This window comes from Kitasatospora sp. NPDC029367, from assembly GCF_055569135.1.
Map to the genome: position 1 here is coordinate 17,920 of NZ_JBVHYH010000052.1, position 26,693 is coordinate 44,612.

A 26,693-nucleotide genomic window follows, 5' to 3' on the forward strand; every position below is an offset into this window, starting at 1 on the left:
AGCGTTGTGTATTTTCGTATGGGCGTGTCGCGGGGGGAACGCTCGCTTTTCACAAGCGGTGCACGCGCGTTCTCTCCCCCCCCCCCCCTCCCCCCCCCCCCCCCCGGCCCCCCCACCCCCCCGGGGCCGTCGGCGTTCCCGGGCCCGGGCGGCGCCTCAGAGCCCCAGCCGGGCGGCCCGGGCGGCGGCCCGGTCGAGCAGCAGGTGGACGTCGCCCTCCCGGGTGGTGGGGCGGTCGTTGTACTCGTCCGGGGAGCGCGCCGGGCGGCCGGTGGCGTGCAGCACCTCCATCAGCTGGACCCGGCCGGCCCGCACGGTCGCCGGGGTGCCGTAGCCGTACGCCAGGACGGCGGCCTGGGCCCCGAGCAGGCAGACCCGCCCGGCGGTGTCCCACATCGCGCCCTGCAGCCAGCCGTGGGCGCCGATGTAACGGGAGGCGAGCCGCAGGTGGTCGGCGGCGGTGACCGGGACGGGCCGGGCGGGGCGGCGCAGCGCCCGGTCGAGCAGGGTGGCCCGGGGCTCCGGGTGGCCGGCGTGCCAGGGGCGCAGGGTGCTCCCGTAGCGGCAGACGTACGGCCCGGGGGTGCGCGCGGGGGCGGGCAGCGAGGCGAGGTAGGCCTCCACCTCGGCGACCAGGCCGGAGCCGTCCGGGCCGGCGAGCAGGTCCGCCAGGGCGGCCGGGTGGGGCGCGGGGGGCGTCGGGGCGGTGCGGGCCATGCGGGCTCTCCAGGGCGGACGGCTGTCGGTTCCGCTCCCCAAAGTGGGGCATACCGGACAAATCCGCGACCGCAGGGAGAAGGCGTCCGCACGGTTTCCCGCACGGCGGTCGGGCCGATAGCCTCGGCGGCGTTCGAGCGCAGTTCGAGCGCGACCCGTGGCGCCGCGCTCCCGAAGTGGAGGAGTCCCGTGGGTCCGCAGGAGCGACTGGCCGTCATACAGCGCTGTGTGATCCGGGAGATGGCACGACTGGGCCAGGACTTCCACCCGGACGGCGAGGTGGTGCGCGGCCCCGGGACCACCGCGGTGGCGGTGCGCGAGCACCCCGGGGAGGACGGCGGCGCCGGGCACGTCGACCTCGGCTTCGTGCTCCACCTGGGCCGGGCGGACGCCCCGGTGGTGTGGGACTGCGCGCCCGGCCTCGGCAAGACCGAGGAGGAGAAGCTCGCGAACGCGGTGAAGCTGTGGGCGACCACCACCGCCTCGGTGCTGGTCGAGCTGGCCGACGGGCGCGGGATCCACGCCGACCGCCCGGCCCTGCCCGAACTCCCGGGCTGGCGGGCGGTGCAGGGGCCGGCGGCGGTGTTCGGCTTCGGCAACGAGCACCTGGCGGCCTGGCTCGCCGAGCACCGGGTGCTGTCCGCGCTGGCGCCGGCCCTGGAGCGGGAACTGAGCGGGCCGGGGCCGGTCGGGGTGAAGCTCTTCCTGGGCGGGAAGGCGGGCGACGACGTCGCCGAGGTCCGGGTGGGCGGCGAGGTGTCGGAGGCGGCCTCCGCGGCGCTGCGCGCGCTGGACTGGCCGCGCGGCGAACGGCTGTGCTGGGCGCGGCTGTTCGTGCTGCTGACGGCGGAACGGGCGGCGGCCGCGGCCACGCCGACGAGCGCCCCGGCACCCGTGCCGGTGCGTGCCCCGGCCCCGGCGGCGGCGCGCGCCCGGGGTCTGTTCGCCCGCTGGCGGGAAGCCCGGAGGGCCGGCCGGTAAGCCCCTGGCGGAGGGCGTCCGGCCCTGCCGGTCAGCCCCCCGTGATGCTGGAGATGCTGTGCGCCAGGTTGGCCAGCAGGGAGTTGATGGAGGTCGCCATCGTGGTCTCGTGCAGCATGAAGCCGAACAGGGCGGCGACGATCGCGTGCGGGATCTTCAGCTGCTTGTTCCGGATGAAGATGATGCACAGGATCGCGAACAGGACCAGCGCGGAGACGGAGAGTGCCACCCGGACTCACTTCCTCGTTTCATAGCGTGGCGCCGCCGCCCGGCGGCACCTGCGAAGCCGGACCCCGGCCTGTCCGACGGTCCCGAGGCGGAATCGCGGACCGTCCGGCGCAGCGCCGGCGGAGGTGCACGCACCGGCCCGCTGTCTGGTGTGCCGCACGTGTCGCCCCCCATCCCCCGAATCCTGAACAGTCCCGCCCGGACTCAGTGTGGTCGACCGTGCCGATTGCGTAAAGGTCTGACAGTCAGCCCAACGCCGACATCCTGCGCTGCGGGACGAGTTTCCGCCGACCGGGACGATAGCGGAGCCGTTCTGACGAATCGTCGGCGGGGCGCTGCTGAGCGGCCGGGAAACGCCCGGGGGCGCGGAGCGGAGGTCGCGGATCCGCTCAGCCGACGGGCCGTCCGATATGGCCGAAGATCAGCTGCCAGGCTTGACACGACGGCACTGCCGGTGGCACATGACGCGGGCCCGCGCGCGAGTCCCCGCCCCGAGCCGAAGGGGTGCGCCGGTGCCGAAAGCGAGGAGCGACAAGCGAGGCACGAGCGCCGGAGCGACGACCGTCGGCACCGGATCCGAGCGCCCCGGAGGCGAGCGGGCGAGTACTCAGTCTCGCCAGAGCAGCAGCACGGCTCGGTCGTCGTTGATGTCCCGGGCGACCGTCTCGATCAGCGCGCCCGCCGCGCCCGCTCCGCTGCCCGGGGCGCCGCCGGGGACCAGCCGGTCGGCCTCGCCCATCAGCCGGTCCATGCCCTCGGCGAGGTCCCGGCCGGGCGCCTCGACCATGCCGTCGGTGCACAGCATCAGCACGTCGCCCCGGTTCAGCCGGCCGCGCACGCCGTCGAACTTGGCGCCGTCGTAGATCCCGAGCAGCGGGCCCTCGGCCTCCTTGACCTCCCAGCGCCCCTCGCCGGCCAGCCGCTGCATGCCCGGCAGGTGCCCGGCCGAGAGCAGTTCGTACTCGCCGCTGTCCAGGTCCAGCACCAGGTGGACGGCGGTGGCGAAGCCCTCCTCCCAGGACTGGCGCAGCAGGTAGCCGTTGGCGGCGGGCAGGAAGTCGTGCGCGGGCAGCGAGCCGACCAGGCCGCCGAAGGCGCCGGACAGCAGCAGCGCCCGCGAGCCCGCGTCCATGCCCTTGCCGGAGACGTCCGCGAGGACCACCTCCAGCAGCCGCTGGCCGGGGCCGGTGCGGGCGGCCACCACGAAGTCGCCGGAGAAGGACTGGCCGCCGGCCGGGCGCAGCGCCATGTCGGCGTGCCAGCCGGCCGGCAGCTCGGGCACCCGGCTCTGCACCCGCAGCCGCTCGCGCAGGTCGAACAGCATGGTGGAGCCGCCCCACCAGGGGACGCCGACCCGGGCCCGGAACTGGGCCAGCAGCAGGCCGCCCACCCCGGCGGCGCCGACCACCAGGGCCGCGCCGGGGGTGACGCCGTAGACGTAGGCCTCCGGGTTGTCGCTGGCGACCCGCTGGCCGGTGTGGATCACGGACTCGGCGGACAGCCCGAGGGCGGCCAGCGCGTACAGCACCACCAGGGAGCCGGGGCGCAGCAGCAGCGCTCCCGCCAGGATCGGCAGGACCAGGGTGGTGGGCGGGGCCCAGTCCGGGATCCAGATGTTGAGCAGGATCATCAGCGGGACGAGCAGGGCCAGCGCGCAGAGCACCGGCCAGTCGGCGGCGCCGCCGCGGAAGTAGTCCACACCGGCCGTGCGCAGCCTTCGACGGGCCCGGCGGAGCGTCTTGCGCAGCCGGGCCGTCACGGGCTCGGACGCCGGGGCGGCGCCGGGCCTCGTCGCAGTCGTCTGGGGCGGTGCGCCCGGCGGTCTGCCAGCCATGGGGTCCGACCCTATCCACGGGTACGGCCCGGCGTCGACGGCCCGGGGGCGGGCGGTGGCCCCGGCGCGCGGGCCGCTCTGCGGGTTTCGGCCGATCGGGCCGGTGGCGGGCGTGCCGTCAGGAGGCGTGCGCCGGTTGGGCGCAGGGAGCCCGCGGGCAGCGCGTGCGCCCCGCGTGCGCGACTGCGGGTGCGCGGTCGCCTGTGGCCGACGACACAGCCGACGGGAGCAGCGCGGACGGCGACGGCCGGCCGCACGGGAGGGTGCGGCCGGCCGTCGGTGGCGGGTGGATCAGCCCTGGGGGTGGTGGGCCGGGATCGGCGGGAGCTCGCCGGTGGTCTCGTACTCGCTCAGCATCTCGATCCGGCGGGTGTGCCGGGCCTCGCCGCTGTAGGGGGTCTTGAGGAAGACCTCGACGAACTCGGTGGCCTCCTCGACGGTGTGCATCCGCCCGCCGATGGAGATGACGTTGGCGTTGTTGTGCTGACGGCCGAGCTCGGCGGTCTGCACGCTCCAGGCCAGCGCCGCACGGACGCCCTTGACCTTGTTGGCGGCGATCGCCTCGCCGTTGCCCGAGCCGCCGATCACGATGCCGAGGGCGTCCGCGTCGGCGGCGGTGCGCTCGGCGGCGCGCAGGCAGAACGGCGGGTAGTCGTCCTCGGCGTCGTAGATGTGCGGCCCGCAGTCGACCGGCTCGTGGCCGGCCCCCTTGAGCCACTCCACGAGGTGGTTCTTCAGTTCGTATCCGGCATGGTCGGAGCCCAGGTACACGCGCATGCCATGAGTGTGGCATGCGGGTGCGCCCGGGCCCGACAACGGGGCCCGGGTCTCAGCGGCGGCCGAGCAGCTTCCAGGCGAGCGGCAGCGCGCCGGCGGCGAAGGCGGCCTTGAGCGCGTCGCCGACCAGGTACGGGTAGAGGCCCAGCTCGGCGGCGCGGGCCAGCGGGACGTGCAGGCTGAACGCCAGGTACGGGACGCCGACCGCGTAGATGGCCAGGCTGCCCAGCCCCATGGTCACCGCGGTGTTCAGCGGGGTGCGGTCGGCGCCGCGCCGGGCCAGCGCGCCGGTCAGGGCGGCGGCGAGGACGAAGCCGAGCACATAGCCGAAGGACGGCATGGCCCAGCCGGAGGTGCCCTCGGCGAACCAGGGCAGGCCGGCCGCGCCGGCCAGCAGGTAGAGCGCGAGCGAGGCGACGCCGCGGCGGGCGCCGAGCGCGGTGCCGACCAGCAGGGCGGCGAAGGTCTGGCCGGTGACCGGCACCGGCGAGCCGGGCACGTTGACCGACAGCTGGGCGGCCACGCCGGTCAGCGCGGCGCCGCCGACCACCAGGGCCAGGTCGCGGACCTGGGTGCCGAGGCGGGTCGAGGCGACGGGCAGCAGGTCGGCGAGGACGGCGCGGCGCGCTATCGGGGTGGTGGCAGTGGCCATCGGGGCTCCTCCGTGGGGTCCAGGTGAGTGAACACCTGTGAACCTACGCGGTGATCCACTGCGCCGGCCCCACGGTTTCGGACAAAGCACCGCCCACGAAGCTTGTCGGATCCAACTCCTGGCGACTCTCGGCGACCAGGCCGACACTCATGGTCACCACCCGGTCCGCATGGTGGTCCCGCGGCGGACATCGTTGGCATGAGCAGCGAGGGCCCCGGATATTGGACAACTCATGCCGCATTCCGCACAGTCTGGATCCACCTCTATGGCCCCCACCTCCGCGCCCCCGGCGCGCGGGACCACCGACGCTCCCCCGCCGTCCGGTGGCCAGCAGCTCAGCCACGGACTCAAGCAGCGCCACCTGTCGATGATCGCCCTCGGCGGTGTCATCGGCGCCGGCCTGTTCGTGGGCTCCGGCGCCGGCATCGCGGCCGCCGGGCCGGCCATCATCCTGGCCTTCACCCTCTCCGGCCTGCTGGTCATGCTGATCATGCGGATGCTCGGCGAGATGTCCGCCGCCCGCCCGGCCTCCGGCTCCTTCTCGGTGCACGCCGAGAAGGAGATCGGCCCCTGGGCCGGGATCACGGCCGGCTGGATGTACTGGGTGATGCTCTGCTGCGGCGTCGCCGCCGAGGCCACCGCCGCCGGGAAGATCGTCAACGGCTGGATACCCGGGGTCTCCGCCTGGGTCTGGGTCGCCCTGTTCATGGTCTTCTTCTGTGCCAGCAACCTCACCGCGGTGAAGAACTTCGGCGAGTTCGAGTTCTGGTTCGCCACCGTCAAGGTCGCCGCGATCATCGCCTTCCTGGTCATCGGCGGGCTCGGCATCGCCGGCGTGATCGGCCCCGGCGCCCCCGGCAGCACCAACCTCACCGGCCAGGGCGGCTTCCTGCCCACCGGCGTCAGCGGACTGATCGTCGGCCTGCTCGCCTCGGTCTTCGCATACGGCGGCCTGGAGACGGTCACCATCGCCGCGGCCGAGTCCGACGACCCCAAGCGGAACGTCGCCAACGCGGTGCGCACCGCCGTGTGGCGGATCGCGATCTTCTACATCGGCTCGATGGCCCTGGTGGTCACCCTGGTCTCCTGGAAGGACCCGTCGGTCGTCGCCGACGGCCCGTACGTCACGGTGCTGCGCCACCTCGGGGTGCCCGGGGCCGGGACGATCATGGAGGTGGTGGTGCTGATCGCGCTGCTGTCCGCGATGAACGCCAACATCTACGGCGCCTCCCGGATGGCGTACTCGCTGGTCGGCCGCGGCCAGGGCCCCAAGGCACTGACCAAGGTGTCCGGCGGGGTGCCGCGCCGGGCGGTGCTGGCCTCCTGCCTGTTCGGCTTCGGCGCCGTGCTGGCCGCCAAGTTCTGGCCGGACACCGTGTTCACCTGGCTGATGAACACCACCGGCGTCGCCATCCTGGTGGTCTGGCTGTTCATCTGCATCGTCCAGCTGCGGATGCGCCGCCGGCTGGAGCGCGAGGCGCCCGAGCTGCTCACCGTGAAGATGTGGGGCTACCCGTACCTGACCTGGGTCGCGATGGCCGCCGTGGCCGGCATCCTCGCCCTGATGACCACCACCGAGGGCAACCGCCAGCAGCTGTACGCGGCCGGGGTGCTGGTCGCCCTGCTGAGCGCGGCCGGGCTGCTCAAGCAGCGCCGGGACGCGGCCGCGGGACGCTGACGGCACGCACGGCGAAGGCCCGGTACCGCGTGGTACCGGGCCTTCGCCGTGCGTGCCGGGGCCTACTCGAAGGACGGGCCGGCCGTCCGGGTGCGCTTGATCTCGTAGAAGCCCGGGGTGGAGGCCACCAGCAGGGTGCCGTCCCACAGCCGGGCCGCGGCCTCGCCCTTGGGGGCCGGGGTGACCACCGGGCCGAAGAAGGCGACCCGCTCGCCGTCCGCGCCCTCGACCGCGATCACCGGGGTGCCGACGTCCTCGCCGACCAGGGTGATGCCCTCCTTGTGGGAGGCGCGCAGGGCCTCGTCGTACGCGTCGGTGCCGGCCGCGTCCGCCAGCTCGGCGGGCAGGCCCGCGGCCACCAGGGCGGCCTCGATGGTCTCCCGGTTCTGCGGCAGGCCCTGGTTGTGGAAGCGCAGGCCCAGCTCGGTGTAGAGCCGGCCCAGCACCTCGTCGCCGTGCTGCTCGGCGGCCGCGATGCAGACCCGCACCGCGCCCCAGGCGTTGTCCAGCAGCTCGCGGTAGCTCTGCGGCAGGTCGCGGTGCTCGTTGAGCACCGACAGGCTCATCACGTGCCAGCGCACGTCGACCGGACGCAGCTGCTGGACCTCGATCAACCAGCGGGACGTCATCCACGCCCACGGGCAGGCCGGGTCGAACCAGAAGTCGGCGGTCTTGCGCTCAGCGGCAGTCGTCACTGGGTCTCGTCCTTCGTGAGGTGTTCCGAGGCAGCGGGGCGTCGCCCCACCAGAACCCCAACACCCGCCCGCCGCCGCTGATTCCGGCCCCGGCGCGGCGGCCTGTGCAATGGTACCGACCGGGGCGGGCGTGAAAGGATGCCCCTGCGTGCGCGACCCACCGACCGCGCACGGAACCGCAGCATCCACGCACGCACCACCGTGCGGGCCGGACAAAGGAGTACCGCCGTGCCGGGCAAGAACCTGAGCCGCGAGGAAGCACAGCAGCGAGCCGGCGTCCTGGCCGTCGACGGCTACACGGTCCGGCTGGACGTGACCTCGGCCCCCGACCCGGCGGCCGCCACCTTCCGCTCCACCACCACCATCGCCTTCCGCTGCAGCCAGCCCGGCGCCGCCACCTTCCTCGACCTGCTGGCCCCCGCCGTCCGCTCGGTCACCCTCAACGGCCGCGCCCTGGACCCGGCCACCGCCTACGACGGCGCCCGGGTGCACATCGACGGGCTGGCCGCCGAGAACGTCCTCACCGTCGAGGCCGACTGCGCCTACAGCCGCACCGGCGAGGGCCTGCACCGCTTCGTCGACCCCGCCGACGGCGAGACCTACCTCTACACCCACTACGAGCCGGCCGACGCCCGCCGGGTGTTCGCGACCTTCGAACAGCCCGACCTCAAGGCCCCGTTCACCTTCACGGTGACCGCCCCGGCCGCCTGGGACGTGCGCTCCAACGCCGTGCACGAGCAGGTCACCACCCAGGGCGACGCCCGCACCTGGGAGTTCGCGCCGACCAAGCCGATCTCCACCTACCTCACCGCCGTGGTGGCCGGCCCGTACCACGTGGCCACCGACCACTACAGCCGCGAACTCGCCGACGGCACCACCCTGGAGATCCCGCTCTCCGCGATGTGCCGCAAGTCCCTCGCCCCGCACTTCGACGCGGAGGAGATCCTCGGCGTCACCAAGCTCGGACTCGACTTCTTCCACGAGGAGTTCGACTACCCGTACCCCTTCGGCAAGTACGACCAGGCCTTCGTCCCCGAGTACAACATCGGCGCGATGGAGAACCCGGGCTGCGTGACCTTCAAGGAGGAGTTCGTCTTCCGCTCGAAGGTCACCGACGCCGCCTACGAGTCCCGCGCCAACGTCGTCCTGCACGAGATGGCGCACATGTGGTTCGGCGACCTGGTCACCCCGCGCTGGTGGGACGACCTGTGGCTCAAGGAGTCCTTCGCCGACTTCATGGGCTCCTACGGCCTGATCGGCGCCCGCACCCGCTACTCCTCCGCCTGGGTCACCTTCGCCAACCAGCGCAAGGCCTGGGCCTACCGGCAGGACCAGTTCCCCACCACCCACCCGATCACCGCCGACATCCGCGACCTCGAGGACGCCAAGCTCAACTTCGACGGCATCACCTACGCCAAGGGCGCCTCCGTCCTCAAGCAGCTGGTCGCCTACGTCGGTTCGGAGGCCTTCTTCGAGGGCGCCCGCCGCTACTTCAAGCGGCACGCCTTCGGCAACACCGAACTCGGCGACCTGCTGGGCGTCCTGGAGGAGACCAGCGGCCGCGACCTCAAGAGCTGGGCCGCCGCCTGGCTGCAGACCGCCGGCGTCAACGCGCTCACCCCGCAGGTCACCACCGACGCCGAGGGCCGGATCACCGAACTCGCCGTCCTCCAGGACGGCGACACCCTCCGCCCGCACCGGATCGCGATCGGCCTGTACGACCGGGACCCGGACGGGGCCCTGGTGCGCACCGAGCGGATCGAGCTGGACGTCACCGGCGCCCGCACCGTCGTCCCCGAGGCCGTCGGCCGCCCGCGCCCGGCCCTGGTCCTGCTCAACGACGAGGACCTCACCTACTGCAAGATCCGCTTCGACGCCGACTCGCTGGAGACCCTGCGCACCGGCCTCGGCGACATCCGCGACGAGCTGGCCCGGGCGCTCGCCTGGTCCGCGGTCTGGAACCTCACCCGGGACGGCCTGATGCCGGCCCGCGACTACGTCGCGCTGGTGCTGCGCTTCGCCGGCCAGGAGGGCAACATCGGCGTGCTGCAGTCGCTGCACGCCCAGGCCAAGACCGCCGTCGACCTGTACGCCGCCCCCGAGTGGCGCGCCGAGGGCGCCCGCCGGCTCGCCGACGGCGCCCTGCGCGAGCTGCGCGGGGCCGTGCCCGGCAGCGACCACCAGCTCGCCTGGGCCCGCTTCCTGGCCCAGACCGCCGGGGGCGCCGAGCACCTCGGCCTGGTCCGCGGGCTGCTGGCCGGCAGCGCCCGGATCGACGGCCTGGAGGTCGACCAGGAGCTGCGTTGGGCGCTGTGGCTGGCCCTGGCCGCCGCCGGACAGGCCGGTGACGAGGAGCTCGCCGGGGAGCTGGCCGCCGACAACACCGCCGGCGGCAAGCGCCAGTACACCCAGTGCCTGGCCGCCCGGCCCACCCCGGAGGCCAAGGCCGCCGCCTGGTCGGCCGTGACCGACTCGGACGAGCTGCCGAGCGCCCTGGTCGAGGCCAACAGCGCGGGCTTCGCGATCCCCGCCCAGCGCGACCTGACCGCCCTCTACGCGGCGCCGTACTTCAAGCTGCTGGAGAAGGTCTGGGCGGAGCGGACCATCGAGATCGCGATGCGGATCGTCGGCGGCTTCTTCCCGACCGCCCAGACCGACGAGCACACCCTGGCCGAGGCGGACGCCTGGCTGGACGGCCACCCGCAGGCCGCGCCGGCGCTGCGCCGGCTGGTGCTGGAGCGCCGGGACGACCTGGCCCGCGCCCTGCGCGCCCAGGCCTGCGACCGGGCCTGACAGCCCCCGGAGGGGCCCGCCGACCGCGTGTCGGCGGGCCCCTCCGGCATTCCGGTCGGTGCCGGGCCGGTGCGGGTTCGGGGCCGGTTCGGGGCCGGGTCGGTGCCGGTTCGAGGCTGCGGCCGGGGTCAGTCCCGGCGCAGGCCGGGTCAGTCCCGGCGCAGGCCCCGGTCGAGGGCGGCGATCGCGCTGCCCTTGGCGTCGTCGCCGTCCAGGGACCAGACCATCACCCCGGCCAGGTCGTTCCAGCGCGCGTAGCGGGCCTTCTGGGTGAGCACCTCGGCGGTGTCGTAGCTGTAGAAGGTGGAGCCGTCGTACTTCCAGGACGCGCCGTGGTCGCGGTCCACGTACACCGTGCCGGGCAGCGCGTTGAGCTCGGCGTAGGAGTGGTCGGGGGCGGCGGCGGTGGCGCCCTGGTAGAGGCCGCCGCGCCCGCCGGGGGCGACGCCCGTCCAGCCGTGGCCGTACAGCGGGGCGCCGAGGACGAGCTGGCGGGAGGGCAGGCCGCGCTCCTGGTAGTGGGTGACGGCGGCGTCCGCGCTGCGCTGCCGGGCGTCCGGGTCGGCGGGGTCCGAGTAGAGGTTGGCCTGGTGGTCGGTCGGGCCCTTGCCCTCCCAGGGGCCGTGCAGGTCGTAGGTCATCAGGTTGAGCCAGTCGACCGACCGGCTCAGCTCGGGCAGTTCGAGCCGGTCGGCGACCGTCTCGTTGGCGGCGACGGCGGCGGTGAGCAGGTAGTGCCTGCCCTTCCGGCCGCTCAGCGCGTCGAGTTGGCGGCGGAACTCGGCCATCAGCAGGGTGTAGTTGCGGCCGTCCTCGGGGCGGACCACGTTGCCGGCGTCCCCGCCGCCGCCCGGGTACTCCCAGTCGATGTCGATGCCGTCGAAGACGCCGGCGGCCGCGCCCGCGCCGCCCTCCGGGGAGCCGGGCAGGACCGGGAGGTCGCCCTTGAGGTAGAGGTCGATGCAGGAGGAGACGAACTTCTTGCGGGCGGCGTCGGTGGCGGCCGCGTCCGAGAAGTACTTGGACCAGCTCCAGCCGCCCAGCGAGATGACCGTGCGCAGCTGCGGGTTCTTCGCCTTGAGCTTGCGCAGCTGGTTGAGGTGGCCCTTGAGCCGCTGGCCGGGGGCGTCGGCGACGCCGTCCACCGATTCGGCGGCGGAGAAGGCGCGTTGGTAGTCGTCGTGGGCGTCGCCCTGGCCGGAGTCGTTGCTCTCGAAGCAGGTGCCGTCCGCGGAGACGTTGCCGAAGGCGTAGTTGATCACGGTCAGCCTGGCGGCCTGGCCGGAGTCCTGGACGCGCTTGGCGGAGCTGTCGGCGCCCCACTGGGTGAAGTAGCCGACCCGCTGGCCCTTCGGTCCGGGCCCGTGGTGGCCGCTCTGCGCGGCGTTCGCGGCGTTCGCGGCGGTGGGGGCGACGAGCGGGGCGACGAGCAGGGCGGCGACGGTGGTGGCGGCGAGCAGGGCTGAGGCGCGAGTGGGCATACCGGACCCGTTCTCTGAGGCGGCGTCAAATGGTCTGGACCAGATGGCACAGAGGTTTAGTCCATCGACGGCCGACCGCACAAGGGGACGTCCGCTTCCGGTGCAGCATGCAAAAGGGCCGGACCGCGTGGTGCGGTCCGGCCCCTTCGGGCGCTAGCGCGGAGCTCAGCCGATCAGCGAGCGCAGCACGTACTGCAGGATGCCGCCGTTGCGGTAGTAGTCCGCCTCACCGGGGGTGTCGATGCGGACGACCGCGTCGAACTCCTTGTCACCGGCCTTGACCTTGACGGTCTTCGGGGTGCGGCCCTCGTTGAGCTCGGTCACGCCGGTGATGGAGAAGGTCTCCTCGCCGGTCAGGCCGAGGGACTCGGCGTTCTCGCCCTCCGGGAACTGCAGCGGCAGGACGCCCATGCCGATCAGGTTCGAGCGGTGGATGCGCTCGTAGGACTCGGCGATGACGGCCTTGACGCCGAGCAGCGCGGTGCCCTTGGCGGCCCAGTCGCGGGACGAGCCGGAGCCGTACTCCTTGCCCGCCAGGACGACCAGCGGGATGCCGGCGGCCTGGTAGTTCTGCGAGGCGTCGTAGATGAACGACACCGGGGCGTCGGCCTGGGTGAAGTCGCGGGTGTAGCCGCCCTCGGTGCCCGGCGCGATCTGGTTGCGCAGACGGATGTTGGCGAAGGTGCCGCGGATCATGACCTCGTGGTTGCCACGGCGCGAGCCGTAGGAGTTGAAGTCACGCTTCTCGACGCCGTTGGCGGTCAGGTACTGCGCCGCCGGGGTGCCCGGCTTGATGTTGCCGGCCGGGGAGATGTGGTCGGTGGTGACCGAGTCGCCCAGCTTGGCCAGGACGCGGGCGCCGGCGATGTCGGTCACCGGGCTCGGGGTCTTGGCCATGCCCTCGAAGTACGGGGGCTTGCGGACGTAGGTGGACTCGGCGTCCCACTCGAAGGTGTTGCCGGTCGGGACCGGGAGCGACTGCCAGCGGTGGTCACCGGCGAAGACGTCCTGGTAGCCCTTGTCGAACATGGCCTCGTCGATGGAGCCGGCGACGGTGTCGGCGACCTCCTGCTCGGTCGGCCAGATGTCGGCGAGGAAGACGTCGTTGCCGTCGGCGTCCTGGCCCAGGGCGTCCTTGGTGATGTCGACGTTCATGTTGCCGGCGAGGGCGTAGGCGACCACCAGCGGCGGGGAGGCCAGGTAGTTCATCTTGACGTCGGGGTTGATCCGGCCCTCGAAGTTGCGGTTGCCGGAGAGCACCGAGACGACCGCGAGGTCGGCCTCGTTGACGGCGGCCGAGACCTCCTCGGGCAGCGGGCCCGAGTTGCCGATGCAGGTGACGCAGCCGTAGCCGACCAGGTTGAAGCCCAGCTTCTCCATGTACGGGAGCAGGCCGGCCTTCTCGTAGTAGTCCATGACGACCTTGGAGCCGGGCGCCAGGGTGGTCTTGACCCAGGGCTTGACCGTCAGGCCCTTCTCCACGGCCTTCTTCGCCAGCAGGGCGGCGCCCAGCATGACGGAGGGGTTGGAGGTGTTGGTGCAGGAGGTGATCGAGGCGATCACGACCGCGCCGTTGTCGATCTCGTAGGTCGAGCCGTCGGGGGCGGTGACGGCGGTCGGCTTCGAGGCCTCGGCGGAGTAGGTCGGCAGCGCCTCGGCGAACCGCTCGGCGGCCTCGGCCAGGATCACGCGGTCCTGCGGGCGCTTCGGGCCGGAGATCGACGGGACGACGGTGGAGACGTCCAGCTCCAGGTACTCCGAGTAGACCGGCTCGTGCGCCGGGTTGTGCCAGAGGCCCTGCTCCTTGGCGTACGCCTCGACCAGGGCGAGCTGCTGCTCGTCGCGGCCGGTGAGCTTGAGGTAGTTGATGGTCTCGGCGTCGATCGGGAAGATCGCGCAGGTCGAGCCGAACTCCGGCGACATGTTGCCGATGGTGGCGCGGTTGGCCAGCGGGATGGCGCCGATGCCGTCGCCGTAGAACTCGACGAACTTGCCGACCACACCGTGCTTGCGCAGCATCTCGGTGATGGTGAGCACCAGGTCGGTGGCGGTGGTGCCGGCCGGCAGCTCGCCGGTCAGCTTGAAGCCGACGACGCGCGGGATCAGCATGGAGACCGGCTGGCCGAGCATCGCGGCCTCGGCCTCGATGCCGCCGACGCCCCAGCCCAGCACGCCCAGGCCGTTGACCATGGTGGTGTGCGAGTCGGTGCCGACGCAGGTGTCCGGGTAGGCCTGGCCGCCCCGGACCATGACGGTGCGGGCCAGGTGCTCGATGTTCACCTGGTGGACGATGCCGGTGCCCGGCGGGACGACCTTGAACTCGTCGAAGGCGGTCTGGCCCCAGCGCAGGAACTGGTAGCGCTCCTTGTTGCGGCCGTACTCGATCTCGACGTTCTGGGTGAACGCGTCCTTGGTGCCGAACTTGTCGGCGATGACCGAGTGGTCGATGACCAGCTCGGCCGGGGCCAGCGGGTTGATCTTGGCCGGGTCGCCGCCCAGCTCCTTGACGGCCTCGCGCATGGTGGCCAGGTCGACCACGCAGGGGACGCCGGTGAAGTCCTGCATGATCACGCGGGCGGGCGTGAACTGGATCTCCTGGCTCGGCTGGGCGTTCTCGTCCCAGCTGCCGAGCGCGCGGATGTGGTCGGCGGTGATGTTCGCGCCGTCCTCCGTGCGGAGCAGGTTCTCCAGCAGCACCTTGAGGCTGTAGGGCAGCCGCTCGGAACCCTCGACGGCGGAGAGCTTGAAGATCTCGTACGACTCGTCGCCCACCTGCAGCGAGCTGCGGGCGTCGAAGCTGTTCGCGGACACGACTGACTCCTTCTGGGTGCTTCGTGCGATATCCGGCCGCCACGCTGGTAAGGTCAGCCTTACTTAGGCTGACCTTGCCGCATCGCCGGTGAGCGCCTCTCGGCAAGTATCTTGATGTCGAGATATATCGTAAGGGGCAGTTATCTCGATGTCGAGATAAACCTTAGTGCATGCCGCCGTGATCACCACCGCAGGCATGCCCCGACGCGTTTCGGTGCAGGTCAGCGGCCGTCCGGGCCGCGGCGCTTGCGCTCCAGCCGGATCAGCCAGACCGCCCCCGCCACGATCGCGGCGGCCACCAGCAGCACCGCCACCAGCTCACCGCCGGAACCGCTGATCGGCTCGGGAGCGACGTCGGCCAGCAGGGTCGTCGTCCTCATACCTTCACCTCCTTTCCTCCGGTCCGCACCCGGTCCGCCTCCGGGTCCGGGGGTCGGGCCCGGAAGCGGCCCCGACTTTCGCCCAGGCCTCGGCCCTCGCCCAGGCCCCGACTTTCGCCCAGGCCGAGCAGCAGCACCAGCAGCACCGGGAACTCCAGATACGCGTGGTAACTCGCCAACGCCGCGTACACCGAGCGGCCCTGGGCGTAATCCACGGCGAACAACACGGCCAGCAGCCCGCCCGCCGCCACCCCCAGCGCCCACGCCCGGCCGCCCCGCAGACCCGGCACCCGGGTGTCGAAGCGCTCCGCCGCCTCCGGCGCGTACCGCGGCAGGAACCACACCCACACCACGTAGTGCATCGACTGCAGGAAGGCGAACACCGCCAGGAAGCGCAGCCCCACCTGCGGCGTCAGCCATCCCGGCGGGGTGTAGACCGCCGCCAGCCGGTCCGTCCAGCCGCCCGGGCGCTGGGACAGCCAGCCGTCCAGCCACCCGCTCAGCAACAGCGCCGGCACCAGCAGCACCCAGCCGCACTGCAGCACCAGGAACGCCGCACGCCCCCGCGCCAGCCGGCGCGACCACTCCGCCAGGAACAGCAGCGGCACCACGTTGTGCAGGTGCGCCAGCACCACGAAGTGGTACGCCGGGAAGGCCAGCGAGGCCGAAGCCGCACCCACCAGCCCCGCGCCCGCCACCGCCAGCAGCACCGGACGGCCGCGCAGCCCGTACCGGCAGGCCGCCGCCAGCAGCCCGTACGCCAGCAGGATCTCCGCCGACCGGGACAGCCACGACGCCGGCAGCAGCCGGCACACCACGATCCCGGTCACCAGCACCAGCAGCAGCCGCACCAGCGGACCGGCCAGCACCGCCGCGAACCGGCCCGCCACGTAGCGCAGCTCCAGCACGTTGTGCAGCAGGCCGAACACCGCCAGCCCCAGCACCGCCAGACCCGTCGGCGCGCGCAGCGCCAGCACCAGCGCCACCACCGCCGCCAGCGCGAAACCCGCGAACGGCGCTCCGCCCAGCCGCACCGCCGGACCGGGCGCGGGCCAGGGCCCCGCCGTGGCGCCCGCCCGTACCCCCGTGCTCGCCATGCTCCCCCTCCCCGTGGCACGATCCCCGCCGTGCGCTACCCGGTCGCCCTCGCCCTCACCCTGCTGACCGAGACACCCGTCTACACCGCCGCCCTCACCCGGATCGGGCCCGTGCGCCCCCGGCGGGCGGCGGCCGCCGGCGTGCTCGTCAACCTGGTGACCCACCCGCTGCTCTGGTGGACCCTCCGGCACTGGACCGACGGGCCCGCCGCAGCGTACTGGACCGGCTTCGCGCTCAGCGAGATCGCGGTCTGCGCCGCCGAGGCCCTGCTGCTGTGCCCCCTCGCCGGGCTGCGCCCGCGCGACCCGCTGCCCTGGATCGCCTCCGGCACCGCCAACGCCACCTCGCTGCTGGCCGGGCTGCTGCTCGGCGGCTGACCTTCACCCCGGGAGTGTCCCGGGCGGTGCGGCCGCGTTAGCAGGGTGACCGTCGCCCTGCCCGTGGAAGGCCCGACCGATGCCCGCTCCGCTCGCCGCCGCCCTGCTGCCACTGGCCCTGCTCGTCCCCGCCGCCCCGCCGGTCTCGATCGTGGAGGCGGCCTTCGACCCGGCGACCGCCTTCGTCCCGCCGACCGCGGTCAGCTACGCCCAGGACCTCGTCCCGTACGGCTCGCACGCCCGGATCGTCACCGACCGCTCGGAGCCCGGGCGGACGGTGCTCACCCTGACGGTCACCGGGCTCGCCCCCGACCACGAATTCCCGGTGCACCTGCACACCGGCACCTGCGGGGCCGACCCGGCCGCCTCCGGGCCGCACTACCAGGACGCGGTCGACCCGGTGCAGCCGTCCACCGACCCGGCGTACGCCAACGACCGCAACGAGCTGCGGCTGGTGCTGCGCACCGACGCCGGGGGCGGCGGGACCGCCACCACCGCGGTCGACTGGCAGCCGCGGCCCGGCGAGGCACGCTCGCTGGTGCTGCACGCGGGCACCCCGGCCGGCCCGCACGCGGCGGGCGACCGGGTGGGCTGCGTCAAGCTGGACCGGTAGCGCCGGCCCTCACGAACCGAGGGTGGCGACCAGGACCGCCTTGATGGTGTGCAGGCGGTTCTCGGCCTGGTCGAACACGATGGAGTGCGCCGACTCGAACAGCTCGTCGGTGCACTCCAGCTCGGTCATCCCGGTCGCCTCGTACATCTGCCGCCCGACCACGGTGCCGAGGTCGTGGAAGGCGGGCAGGCAGTGCAGGAACTTCACGTTCGGGTTGCCGGTGGCCCGCACGGTGTCCATGGACACCTGGTACGGCTCGAGCAGCGCGATCCGCTCGGCCCACACCTCCTTGGGCTCGCCCATCGAGACCCAGACGTCGGTGTAGAGGAAGTCGGCGCCGGCCACCCCCTCGGCCACGTCCTCGGTCAGCGTGATCCGGGCGCCGGTGCGCCCGGCCAGCTCCTGCGCCGCCTTCTGCACGTCCTCGGCGGGCCACAGGGCGCGCGGGGCGACGATCCGGATGTCCATGCCCAGCAGGGCGCCGGTGACCAGCAGCGAGTTGCCCATGTTGGAGCGGGCGTCGCCGAGGTAGGCGAGGGCGACCTCGGTGAGCGGCTTCGCGGTGTGCTCGGTGACGGTGAGCACGTCGGCCAGCATCTGGGTGGGGTGCCACTCGTCGGTCAGGCCGTTCCAGACCGGGACGCCGGCGTGCTCGGCCAGTTCCTCGACGATCTCCTGGCCGTGGCCGCGGTACTCGATCCCGTCGAACATCCGGCCGAGCACCCGGGCGGTGTCCTTGACGGACTCCTTGTGGCCCATCTGCGAACCGGACGGGTCCAGGTAGGTGGTGGTGGCGCCCTGGTCGTGCGCGGCCACCTCGAAGGCGCAGCGGGTGCGGGTGGAGGTCTTCTCGAAGATCAGCGCGAGGTTCTTCCCGCGCAGCCGGGGCTGCTCGGTGCCCGCATACTTGGCGGCCTTGAGCCCGGCCGCGAGGTCCACCAGGAAGCGGAACTCCTGGGGAGTGAAATCGAGCTCCTTGAGGAAGTGCCTGTTCCGGAGGTTGAAGGCCATGCCGGGCTCCTGGGGTGACGGGGCTGGGGGGAAAGTGGCAAGTGTATACGATGCTCGGAATTTCTATACGGAATGGGGGTGAAGGAGGGGAAGCCCCGGGTGGGACTTCCCCTCCTCTGCCCACGGCTGGGGGCGCGGCTACAGCTGGGGGCGCCCACAGCCGGGGGCGCCTACAGCTGGGGCCCCGACAGCCGAGGTGCGGCTGCAGCCGGGGCGTGCCTACAGCCGGGGGTCGACCGGCTCCGACTCCAGGGCGAGCACCGCGAACACCGGCTCGTGCACCCGCCACAGCGGCTCCCCCGCCGCCAGCCGGTCCAGCGCCTCCAGGCCCAGCGCGTACTCGCGCAGCGCCAGCGACCGCTTGTGGCCCAGCGAGCGCATCCGCAGCCGCTCCAGGTGCTCGGTGTAGTCCGGGCCGTAGACGATCCGCAGGTACTCCCGCCCGCGGACCTTCACACCCGGCTGCACCAGGCCGCCCGGGCGGCCCTCGCCCCGCACCGTCCGCACCAACGAGGCCAGCGGCTTGACCACCATGCCCTCGCCGCCCGCCGCCGTCAGCTCCTCCCACCAGGCGGTGGCGGCCGCCACCGAGGCCTCGTCCCCGGTGTCCACCAGGACCCGGCCGGTGCGGTGCAGCACCGGCGACGCCCCGTCGTCGGCCGCGACCAGGCGGTCGATCAGGGCCAGGTGCTCGTCGTGCGGGCGCACCGCCAGGTTCACGCCCTCCGCCGCCAGCAGCTGGAACGGCGCCAGCCGGATGCCCGACAGGCCCTCGGTCGGCCAGCAGTAGCGCCGGTACGCCTCGGTGAACGCCCGGGCGTCGGCGGCGCGGCGGCGCTGGCGGGCGGTCAGCTCGCCGAGCTCCAGCCCGCGCGCGGCCGCCTGCTCCAGCGCCGACAGCACCTCCGGCAGGGCGGCGCCGGCCGCCGCACCGACCGCGGCGTACTGGCGGCGCAGCAGCTCCACCGCCTTCAAGGACCACGGCATCAGCTCGGCGTCCAGCAGCAGCCAGTCACTGCCCAACTCATCGAACAGGCCCGACCGTTCGGCCGCCGCCCGGACCCTGCCGAGGACCGCGTCGGTCAGCTCCTCGTCGTCGAGGAAGGCCCGCCCGGTCCTGGTCCAGATCGCCCCCGGACCGGCCACCCCGAAGCGCCGCTCCAGCGCGGCGGCGTCCCGGGCGACCAGCAGCACCGCGCGCGAGCCCATGTGCTTCTCCTCGCACACCAGGTGCCGGACCCCGTCCGCGCGGTACGCGGCGAAGGCCTCCTCCGGGTGCTCCAGGTAGCCCTCCCGGCGGGAGGTCGGGCTCGGCGCCATGGTCGGCGGCAGGTAGGCGAGCAGCCGCGGGTCCAGCGCGAAGCGGCTCATCACCTCCAGCGCGGCCGCCGCGTTCTCCTCCCGCACCGCCACCCGGCCGTGCAGGGCGGTCTCCACCACCCGGCGCCCCGCCACGTCGGCGAGGTCCAGCGGACGGCCCTCCCGGGCGCCCGGCGCGTCGGTCAGCAGCGGACGCACCGGGGCGTACCACTCCCGCTCCGCGTCGACGCTCACCAGCTCGCGCTCCGGGTAGCGCAGCGCGGTGAGGCTGCCGCCGAAGACGCAGCCGGTGTCCAGGCAGATGGTGTTGTTGAGGAAGCTCGCGCTCGGCACCGGGGTGTGGCCGTAAACCACCAACGCCCGGCCCCGGTACTCCTCCGCCCACGGGTAGCGCACCGGCAGGCCGTACTCGTCGGTCTCGCCGGTGGTCTCCCCGTACAGCGCGTGCGAGCGCACCCGGCCGGAGGCCCGGCCGTGGTAGCGCTCCGGCAGGCCGGCGTGGCAGACCACCAGGGCGCCGCCGTCCAGCAGGTAGTGGCTGACCAGGCCGCGCATGAAGGCGCGCACCTCGGCCCGGAACTCCTCACTCTCCCCGGCCAGTTGGTCCAGCGACTCCTGGAGGCCGTGCGAGACGGTGACCTTCTTGCCGTCCATCGCCCGGCCCAGCTTGTTCTCGTGGTTGCCCGGCACGCAGATCGCGTGACCGGCCGCCACCATGCCCATCACCAGGCGCAGCACACCCGGGGTGTCCGGGCCGCGGTCGACCAGGTCGCCGACGAACACGGCGGTGCGGCCCGCCGGGTGGACGGCGTCCACCGGGCGGCCCTCGGCGTCCCGGGCCAGGGTGTAGCCGAGGCGGGTCAGCAGGGTCTCCAGCTCGGAGCGGCAGCCGTGGACGTCACCGACGATGTCGAACGGGCCGGTGAGGTGGCGCAGGTCGTTGTAGCGCTTCTCGAGCTCGATCACGGCGGCCGCCACCTCGGCCTCGCCGCGCAGCACGTGCACCTTGCGGAAGCCCTCGCGCTCCAGGCCCTTGAGGGACCTGCGCAGCTCGCGGTGCTGACGCGGGACGACGTGCGCGGGCAGCTGGCGGTCCGGGCGGGAGCGGTTGCGCTCGGCGCACACCCCCGGCGGGACGTCCAGCACGATCGCGATCGGCAGCACGTCGTGCGCCCGGGCGATCGCCACCAGCTGGCGGCGGGCCTCCGGCTGCACGTTGGTCGCGTCCACCACGGTGAGGCGGCCGGCGGCCAGGCGCTTGCCAACGATGTAGTGCAGGAGGTCGAAGGCCTCGGCGGACGCCGACTGGTCGTTCTCGTCGTCGGACACCAGGCCGCGGCAGAAGTCGGAGGAGACCACCTGGGTGGGCAGGAAGTGGCGGCGGGCGAAGCTGGACTTGCCCGCGCCGCTGGTGCCGATCAGGACGACGAGGGAGACCTCGGTGACGGGGAGGCGGCGGGGGGCGGGGGCCTGGTCGGGGGTGTGGTCGGGGGTCCGGTCGGGGGCGGGGGCCTGGTCGGGGGTGTGGGTCGCGTCGTCGGTCATCGGGTCTCGCCTCCTTCGGGGGTGGTGGTTGCGGGGTCGGTGGTGGTGGCGGGGGCGGTTACGGCGTGGGTGTCGGTCGTGGTTGCGGCGTCGGTGGCGGTGCGGAACAGGGCGAGCTGGGTCGGCGGGCCGACCTCCGGGTCCTCCGGGCCGACCGGGCGCAGCTCCACCGTGTAGCCGTACGCCGCCGCGACCTTCCCCGCCCAGGCGCCGAACTCGGCGCGCGACCACTCGAAGCGGTGGTCGGCGTGCCGGGTCCGGCCCGCCGGCAGGCTCTCCCAACGGACGTTGTACTCGACGTTGGGCGTGGTGACGACCACCGTCCTCGGGCGGGCCGCGCCGAACACCGCGTACTCCAGGGCCGGCAGCCGCGGCAGGTCCAGGTGCTCGATCACCTCGCACAGCACCGCCGCGTCGTACCCCTTCAACCGGGCATCGGTGTACGTCAGCGCACCCTGCGCCAGCGTCACCCGCGCCGCCAGCCGCTCGGGCAGCCGCTCCAGGTGCAGCCGGCGCTTCGCCGCCTGCAACGCCCGAGCCGACACGTCCACCCCGAGGATCTCGGTGAACCGCGCGTCCTTCATCAGCTCACCGATCAACTCGCCCTGGCCGCAGCCCAGATCGGCGACCCGGGCCGCGCCGCCGTCGCGCAGGGCGGCCAGGATCGCGGCGCGGCGCTGCTCGGCGAGGGACGGCGGCCGGGGCTCCTGCCGGCCGTCCTGCCCGTCCGGGACGGGACCGGCGGCCCCCTGCCCCTCCTCCTCCGGCCGGTCGTCGACCGCGTTGTCGATCTCCTCGACCTCGCGGTCGTCCGCCTCGGCCAGCCGGGCCAACTCCAGTCGCTCCATCGCGGCCCTGGTCAGCGACCAGCGCCGGGCCAGGTAGCGGCGGGCGATCAGGGCGCGCTCCGGGTGCGCCGCCAACCAGCCCTCACCGGCGGCGAGCAGCTTGTCCACCTCGTCCGGGGCGACCCAGTAGTGCTTCGCACCGTCCAGTACCGGCAGCAGCACGTACAGCTGCTGGAGCGCGTCGGCCAGCCGCACCGACTCCGAGGCGAGCACGACCCGCACGTAGCGGGACTCGCCCCACTCCGGGAAGGCCTCGTCCAGCGGGACCGCCGTCGCCTCCACCCGCCAGCCCAGCGGCTCGAACAGCCGGGCCACCATCGCCGGACCGCCGCCCTCGCCCGCGCCGTTCGCGGGCACCGCGGGCAGCTCGATCCGCAGCGGGCGGACCAGCCCCGGCAGCTCCGGACGGGCCGGGCAGGCGCCCTTCATCGCCGACCGGAACACCGTCCGCAACGCCACCGCGAGCAGCGAGGACGCGGCGTACGGGCGGTCGTTGACGTACTGGGAGAGCGCGAAGTCGGGCGAGCCGCCGCGCCCCCTGCCGTCGCCCCGGCCCTTGCGGACCAGCGCGATCGGGTCGATGTCCAGCAGCAGCGCCGCGGTGCAGGCCTCGTCGTCCGCCCGGGGGTAGAAGACGTGGGCCTCACCGTGCGACGTCGTGAACCGCTGGACCTTGCCGGGATGCTTGTGCAGCAGGAACCCGAGATCCGTCGCCGGGCTCTCGGCGCTGCCGGTAGTGGAAATCGACATGAACACCCGGCCGAGTATTGCCCAGCGGGAGACGTCCGAGCACCGGGTTTTCCCGCCCCGCGCGGCGCCGGCCTGCGGGTCCGACCCGCCTGTCCGGACGATGGGCGTGTTCGGCGGCCGGGCCCCCCATTGGTTAACGTGCACGGTGTGACTGCTGAATCCACCTCCCTCACCAAGGGCGCCGTGGCCGCCGGCCTGGCCACCATCGCCGCCGACGGCACCGTCCTCGACACCTGGTACCCCGCCCCCGCGCCGGCCGCCGAACCCGGCCCGGCCGGCACCGTGCGCCTGACCGCCGAGCAGGCCGAGGCCGAGCTCGGCGCCGGCGCCGCCGAAGCGCTGCGTGCCGACGCCCGCCGCGGCGTCGAGGTGGTCGCCGTGCGCACCACCATCGCCTCGCTCGACGAGAAGCCGCTCGACACCCACGACGTGTACCTGCGCCTGCACCTGCTCAGCCACCGGCTGGTCCGGCCGCACGGCCTGAACCTGGACGGCATCTTCGGCCTGCTCGCCAACGTCGCCTGGACCAGCATCGGCCCCGTCCCGGTCGACCGGGTCGAGCAGGCCCGCCTCGCCGTCCGCGCCCAGGGCGGCCAGCTGGCCGTCTACGGGATCGACAAGTTCCCGCGGATGACCGACTACGTCGCCCCCAGTGGTGTGCGCATCGCCCACGCCGACCGCGTCCGGCTCGGCGCCCACCTCGCCGCCGGCACCACCGTGATGCACGAGGGCTTCGTCAACTTCAACGCCGGCACCCTCGGCACCTCGATGGTCGAGGGCCGGATCAGCGCGGGCGTCGTCGTCGGCGACCACAGCGACATCGGCGGCGGCGCCTCGATCATGGGCACCCTGTCCGGTGGCGGCAAGCAGGTCGTCTCCGTCGGCGAGCGCTGCCTGCTCGGCGCCAACGCGGGCATCGGCATCTCGCTCGGCAGCGACTGCGTCGTCGAGGCCGGCCTCTACGTCACCGCCGGCACCCGGGTCACCACCCCGGACGGCACGGTGGCCAAGGCCGTCGAGCTGTCCGGCCAGGACAACCTGCTGTTCCGCCGCAACTCGCAGACCGGCGCGGTCGAGGTCATCGCCCGCTCCGGCTCCTGGGGCGGCCTGAACGCGGACCTGCACGCCCACAACTGACCTGTGGGGCAAGGCTGTTGGGTTGAGGGGCCCGGCGCGGGTGCGCCGGGCCCCTCGGCTTGTGCGGCCCCGGTGGCTTGTGTGACTCCGGCGGCCCCGGTGGCCCTGGTGGCCCCGGTGGCTACGGGCGGCGGTGGCGCCCCGGTGCCTTCCGCGGCCGCGGCGCTGCGTACGGTGGCCGCCGTACGCCGTCGCCCTCGATCCCGTGCAGGATCCGCTGGGCGACCGCGTAGTCCTCGGCCACCGTCTCCGGCAGCCACTGGAAACCGTCCCAGCGCACGATCAGCCGTGGCCCGTCCCGCCCCACATGGGCACCCCGCGGCCCCCCACCACCGAGCGGCACCGCCCTCAACTGTCCCACCGGCCGCAGCCGTTGCTCCCGCCGCTCGGCCCACGCCGCCAGTGGTTCGTCCTCGTCCATCGCCCCAGTCTGGCCCGCGTACACCGACCGCCGACAGCCCCGTCACCCGACCGGGGGACCTCCGGCCCGTACGGACACCGGTCGCCCCCACGCTCGTCAGCGGCCGTCAGTGGCTGTCAGTAGCTGTCAGTGGCTGTGCAGGACGACGAGTTGACGGGTCGCCCTGGTCATCGCGACGTAGCGGTCGACCGCGCCCTCGACACCGTCACCGAACGCCTCCGGTTCGACCAGGACCACCAGGTCGAACTCCAGCCCCTTGGCCAACTCCGGGGTGAGCGAACGGACCCGCGGCCGCTCCCGGAACCCCGGATCGCCGATGACGCAGGCGACGCCCTCGTCGTGCTCGGCGAGCCAGGAGTCCAGGACCGCCGGCAGCTCCGCCACCGCACCGTGCCGCACCGGCAGTCCGCTGCTGCGCACCGAGGTCGGCACGTTGGCGTCCGGGAGCGCCGCCCGGACGACCGGTTCGGCCTCCGCCATCACCTCGGCCGGCGTGCGGTAGTTGATGCTCAGCGAGGCCATCGTGGTGCGGTCGAGGCCGACCCGGTCGAGCCGCTCCTGCCACGACTCGGCGAAGCCGTGCCTGGCCTGGGCCCGGTCCCCGACGATGGTGAAGCTCCGGGACGGGCAGCGCCGCAGCAGCATCTGCCACTCGGCGTCGGTCAGCTCCTGGGCCTCGTCCACCACGATGTGGGCGAACGGGCCCGCCAGCGGCTCCGCGTCGGCGGCGGGCAGCGCGTCCTCGTCGACCAGGGTGTCCTGGAGGTCCCGGCCGCGCAGCATCGTCACCACGCCCTCGCCGTCGTCGTCGGCCTGGATCAAGTCGCCGATCACGTCCGCCATCCGCTCGCGCTCGGCGGCCGCCGAGGCACGCCGGCGCTGCCGGCGCAGGGTCGCCTCGCGGTCCCCGAGCCGCTGCCGGGCCGCGTCCAGCAGCGGCAGGTCGGAGACCGTCCACGCCTGCGGGGCGTGCTTGCGCTGGAGCGCGCGGACCTCCTCCGGGGTGAGGTGCGGCGCGCACATCCGCAGGTAGGCGGGCACCGACCAGAGGTCGCCGACCAGGTCCGCCGCCTCCAGCAGCGGCCACGCCCGGTTGAGCGTGCCGACCAGCTCCCGGTCCTGCCGTAGCGCACGACGGAACAGCTCGGGCGAGACCTCCTCCTCCTCGTCCTGCTCCAGCCGGTCCAGCAGGATCGCCACCAGCTCGTCCCAGATCTGCTCGCGCGCCTCGTTGTGCGGGGTGCCCGGATCCGGGGCGTCGAAGGCCTCGGCCCAGTCCTGGGCACTCAGCCGCAGGTCCGCCCAGGGGGTGCTGACCAGCAACTCCTCGGTCGGCGGCTCCTCGTAGAACCGGACGGCCTTCTCGATCGCCCGCACCAGCTCCACCGAGGACTTCAGCCGCGCCACCTCCCGGTCCGCCTCCTCCGGCGCGTCCGCGCCCTCGGGGACCAAGTCCCGCAGGGTGCAGGTGCGCACGCCCTCCTCGCCGAGGCCGGGCAGGACGTCGGCGACGTAGTTCAGGTAGGGCTGGTGCGGGCCGACGAACAGCACCCCGCCACGGCGGTGGCCGAGGCGGGGGTCGGCGTACAGCAGGTAGGCGGAGCGGTGCAGGGCCACCACCGTCTTGCCGGTGCCGGGGCCGCCGTCGACCACCAGGGCGCCGCGCGAGCCGGCCCGGATGATCGCGTCCTGGTCGGCCTGGATGGTGGCCAGCACGTCCCGCATCCGGGCCGAGCGGTTGCCGCCCAGGCTGGCGATGAACGCGGACTGGTCGTCCAGCGCGGCATGCCCGGCGAGGCCCTCCGCGGTGAACACCTCGTCCCAGTAGTCGGAGATCCGGCCTCGGGTCCAGCGGTAGCGACGGCGGCTCGCCAGGCCCATCGGGTCCGCGTGGGTCGCCGCGAAGAACGGCTCGGCGGCGGGCGAGCGCCAGTCGACCAGCAGCCGCTGACCCTCGCTGTCGGTCAGCCCGAGCCGACCGATGTACAGCGGCTCGGCGCCGTCCTCGGCGACGATGCGCCCCAGGCACAGGTCCAGACCGTAGCGGCGCAGGGCGCGCAGCCGGCCGCTCAGCCGGTACACCTCGAGGTCGCGGTCCATCGCCGCCTGCCCGGCACCCCCGGGGGCGCGGCGCACGGCGTCGAGCTGGTCGGAGAGCTCGGCGATCGCCCGGGCCAGGCTCTCCGCGATCGCCGCGAAGTGCCGCTCGTCGGCCGCGACGAGCGCGGGGTCGGCCTTGGCGGACAGCCGCTCGGGGAGGTCGAAAGCGCTGGTGGTCAGGGGGTTCATGGCATCAGCTCCGATCTGAGGCCTGCGATTGTGCGCCATCCCGGGGGCCTTGCCGCAAGACCCCCGGTGCGCTATATGTTGAGAGTGGCAAGGGGTGGGTTCTCCCCCTTTCCCTGTTCTCCGGGCTCTCGCATTGGCCCGCTCTCCTGCTCTTCGGGGGGGGGGGGGGGGGGGGGGGGGGGGGGGGAGGGGGCCCGCGTCGTCGTCTCCTATGCGGCTGTGGCCGGAGACACCAACCCACCTACCACAACAAAAAA

Annotated in this window: 21 protein-coding genes; 6 read left to right on the forward strand and 15 right to left on the reverse strand. The window is 73.6% G+C overall.

What is annotated here, in order from left to right:
* Nucleotides 1–156 precede the first annotated feature (156 nt).
* Nucleotides 157–717, reverse strand: a complete 561-nt coding sequence (locus ACZ4W5_RS25455; protein ID WP_402483407.1) for a DUF6197 family protein — start codon at nt 715–717, stop codon at nt 157–159.
* A gap of 240 nt (nt 718–957) precedes the next feature.
* Here ACZ4W5_RS25455 and ACZ4W5_RS25460 point away from each other — a divergent pair, with 240 nt between their 5' ends.
* Complete coding sequence (locus tag ACZ4W5_RS25460; RefSeq protein WP_465657105.1) at nt 958–1,698, forward strand: DUF6348 family protein; 741 nt, start codon at nt 958–960, stop codon at nt 1,696–1,698.
* Between the two features lie 31 nt (nt 1,699–1,729).
* Here ACZ4W5_RS25460 and ACZ4W5_RS25465 read toward each other — a convergent pair whose 3' ends face one another.
* The 4 genes from ACZ4W5_RS25465 to ACZ4W5_RS25480 all read right to left on the reverse strand — a co-directional run bounded on the left by ACZ4W5_RS25465 (nt 1,730) and on the right by ACZ4W5_RS25480 (nt 5,189).
* Complete coding sequence (locus ACZ4W5_RS25465) at nt 1,730–1,927, reverse strand: hypothetical protein (RefSeq protein WP_188304780.1); 198 nt, start codon at nt 1,925–1,927, stop codon at nt 1,730–1,732.
* 606 nt (nt 1,928–2,533) lie between these two features.
* The gene (locus tag ACZ4W5_RS25470; protein WP_360245093.1) at nt 2,534–3,760 is read right to left on the reverse strand and encodes a PP2C family protein-serine/threonine phosphatase; all 1,227 of its coding nucleotides are present in this window, start codon (nt 3,758–3,760) and stop codon (nt 2,534–2,536) included.
* Nucleotides 3,761–4,051: 291 nt separating this feature from the next.
* The gene (locus tag ACZ4W5_RS25475; protein WP_360245096.1) at nt 4,052–4,537 is read right to left on the reverse strand and encodes a ribose-5-phosphate isomerase; all 486 of its coding nucleotides are present in this window, start codon (nt 4,535–4,537) and stop codon (nt 4,052–4,054) included.
* A gap of 52 nt (nt 4,538–4,589) precedes the next feature.
* Nucleotides 4,590–5,189 carry a biotin transporter BioY gene (locus ACZ4W5_RS25480; protein WP_465657107.1) on the reverse strand — a complete coding sequence of 200 codons (600 nt, stop codon included), beginning with the start codon at nt 5,187–5,189 and terminating at the stop codon, nt 4,590–4,592.
* Between the two features lie 265 nt (nt 5,190–5,454).
* Between ACZ4W5_RS25480 and ACZ4W5_RS25485 the strand changes: the two genes are divergently transcribed.
* Entirely contained in the window at nt 5,455–6,867 is a 1,413-nt protein-coding gene (locus ACZ4W5_RS25485; RefSeq protein ID WP_465657109.1) for an amino acid permease, read from the forward strand.
* Nucleotides 6,868–6,929: 62 nt separating this feature from the next.
* On the opposite strand, the gene ACZ4W5_RS25490 is transcribed toward ACZ4W5_RS25485, so the two are convergent.
* Entirely contained in the window at nt 6,930–7,562 is a 633-nt protein-coding gene (locus tag ACZ4W5_RS25490) for a mycothiol-dependent nitroreductase Rv2466c family protein (RefSeq protein WP_402483395.1), read from the reverse strand.
* Nucleotides 7,563–7,790: 228 nt separating this feature from the next.
* Here ACZ4W5_RS25490 and pepN point away from each other — a divergent pair, with 228 nt between their 5' ends.
* The gene (gene pepN / locus ACZ4W5_RS25495) at nt 7,791–10,355 is read left to right on the forward strand and encodes an aminopeptidase N (protein ID WP_465657111.1); all 2,565 of its coding nucleotides are present in this window, start codon (nt 7,791–7,793) and stop codon (nt 10,353–10,355) included.
* A 149-nt stretch (nt 10,356–10,504) separates the two neighbouring features.
* On the opposite strand, the gene ACZ4W5_RS25500 is transcribed toward pepN, so the two are convergent.
* From ACZ4W5_RS25500 to ACZ4W5_RS25515, 4 genes are all read right to left on the reverse strand, one after another.
* Entirely contained in the window at nt 10,505–11,836 is a 1,332-nt protein-coding gene (locus ACZ4W5_RS25500; protein ID WP_465657113.1) for a glycoside hydrolase family 18 protein, read from the reverse strand.
* A gap of 165 nt (nt 11,837–12,001) precedes the next feature.
* Nucleotides 12,002–14,647: an aconitate hydratase AcnA gene (acnA, locus tag ACZ4W5_RS25505; protein ID WP_360245108.1), complete on the reverse strand. Its 2,646-nt coding sequence runs from the start codon at nt 14,645–14,647 to the stop codon at nt 12,002–12,004.
* 221 nt (nt 14,648–14,868) lie between these two features.
* On the reverse strand, nt 14,869–15,027 hold the full coding sequence (locus tag ACZ4W5_RS25510) for a hypothetical protein (protein WP_360245111.1): 159 nt from the start codon (nt 15,025–15,027) through the stop codon (nt 14,869–14,871).
* On the reverse strand, nt 15,024–16,124 hold the full coding sequence (locus ACZ4W5_RS25515; protein ID WP_465657115.1) for a hypothetical protein: 1,101 nt from the start codon (nt 16,122–16,124) through the stop codon (nt 15,024–15,026). The genes ACZ4W5_RS25510 and ACZ4W5_RS25515 overlap by 4 nt, the downstream gene beginning before the upstream one ends.
* Nucleotides 16,125–16,154: 30 nt before the next feature.
* On the opposite strand from ACZ4W5_RS25515, the gene ACZ4W5_RS25520 reads away from it, so the two are divergent.
* Nucleotides 16,155–16,502 carry a hypothetical protein gene (locus ACZ4W5_RS25520; RefSeq protein ID WP_402483384.1) on the forward strand — a complete coding sequence of 116 codons (348 nt, stop codon included), beginning with the start codon at nt 16,155–16,157 and terminating at the stop codon, nt 16,500–16,502.
* A gap of 79 nt (nt 16,503–16,581) precedes the next feature.
* Nucleotides 16,582–17,115 (forward strand): superoxide dismutase family protein, encoded by a 534-nt coding sequence (locus ACZ4W5_RS25525; protein ID WP_360245120.1) that lies wholly within the window; start codon nt 16,582–16,584, stop codon nt 17,113–17,115.
* A 9-nt stretch (nt 17,116–17,124) separates the two neighbouring features.
* Here the strand turns inward: ACZ4W5_RS25525 and argF are convergent, their stop codons facing one another.
* The 3 genes from argF to ACZ4W5_RS25540 form a co-directional block, all read right to left on the reverse strand.
* On the reverse strand, nt 17,125–18,126 hold the full coding sequence (argF, locus tag ACZ4W5_RS25530; protein WP_360245123.1) for an ornithine carbamoyltransferase: 1,002 nt from the start codon (nt 18,124–18,126) through the stop codon (nt 17,125–17,127).
* A 219-nt stretch (nt 18,127–18,345) separates the two neighbouring features.
* Nucleotides 18,346–20,991 (reverse strand): polynucleotide kinase-phosphatase, encoded by a 2,646-nt coding sequence (locus tag ACZ4W5_RS25535; protein WP_465657118.1) that lies wholly within the window; start codon nt 20,989–20,991, stop codon nt 18,346–18,348.
* Nucleotides 20,988–22,595 (reverse strand): 3' terminal RNA ribose 2'-O-methyltransferase Hen1, encoded by a 1,608-nt coding sequence (locus tag ACZ4W5_RS25540; RefSeq protein WP_465657120.1) that lies wholly within the window; start codon nt 22,593–22,595, stop codon nt 20,988–20,990. Before ACZ4W5_RS25540 ends, ACZ4W5_RS25535 begins: the two co-directional genes overlap by 4 nt.
* Nucleotides 22,596–22,736: 141 nt before the next feature.
* On the opposite strand from ACZ4W5_RS25540, the gene dapD reads away from it, so the two are divergent.
* Complete coding sequence (dapD, locus tag ACZ4W5_RS25545) at nt 22,737–23,726, forward strand: 2,3,4,5-tetrahydropyridine-2,6-dicarboxylate N-succinyltransferase (protein ID WP_360245132.1); 990 nt, start codon at nt 22,737–22,739, stop codon at nt 23,724–23,726.
* Nucleotides 23,727–23,847: 121 nt separating this feature from the next.
* Here dapD and ACZ4W5_RS25550 read toward each other — a convergent pair whose 3' ends face one another.
* Nucleotides 23,848–24,147 carry a DUF6087 family protein gene (locus tag ACZ4W5_RS25550; protein WP_360245135.1) on the reverse strand — a complete coding sequence of 100 codons (300 nt, stop codon included), beginning with the start codon at nt 24,145–24,147 and terminating at the stop codon, nt 23,848–23,850.
* Between the two features lie 126 nt (nt 24,148–24,273).
* Complete coding sequence (gene helR / locus ACZ4W5_RS25555) at nt 24,274–26,436, reverse strand: RNA polymerase recycling motor ATPase HelR (protein WP_465657123.1); 2,163 nt, start codon at nt 26,434–26,436, stop codon at nt 24,274–24,276.
* Between the last annotated feature and the right edge of the window lie 257 nt (nt 26,437–26,693).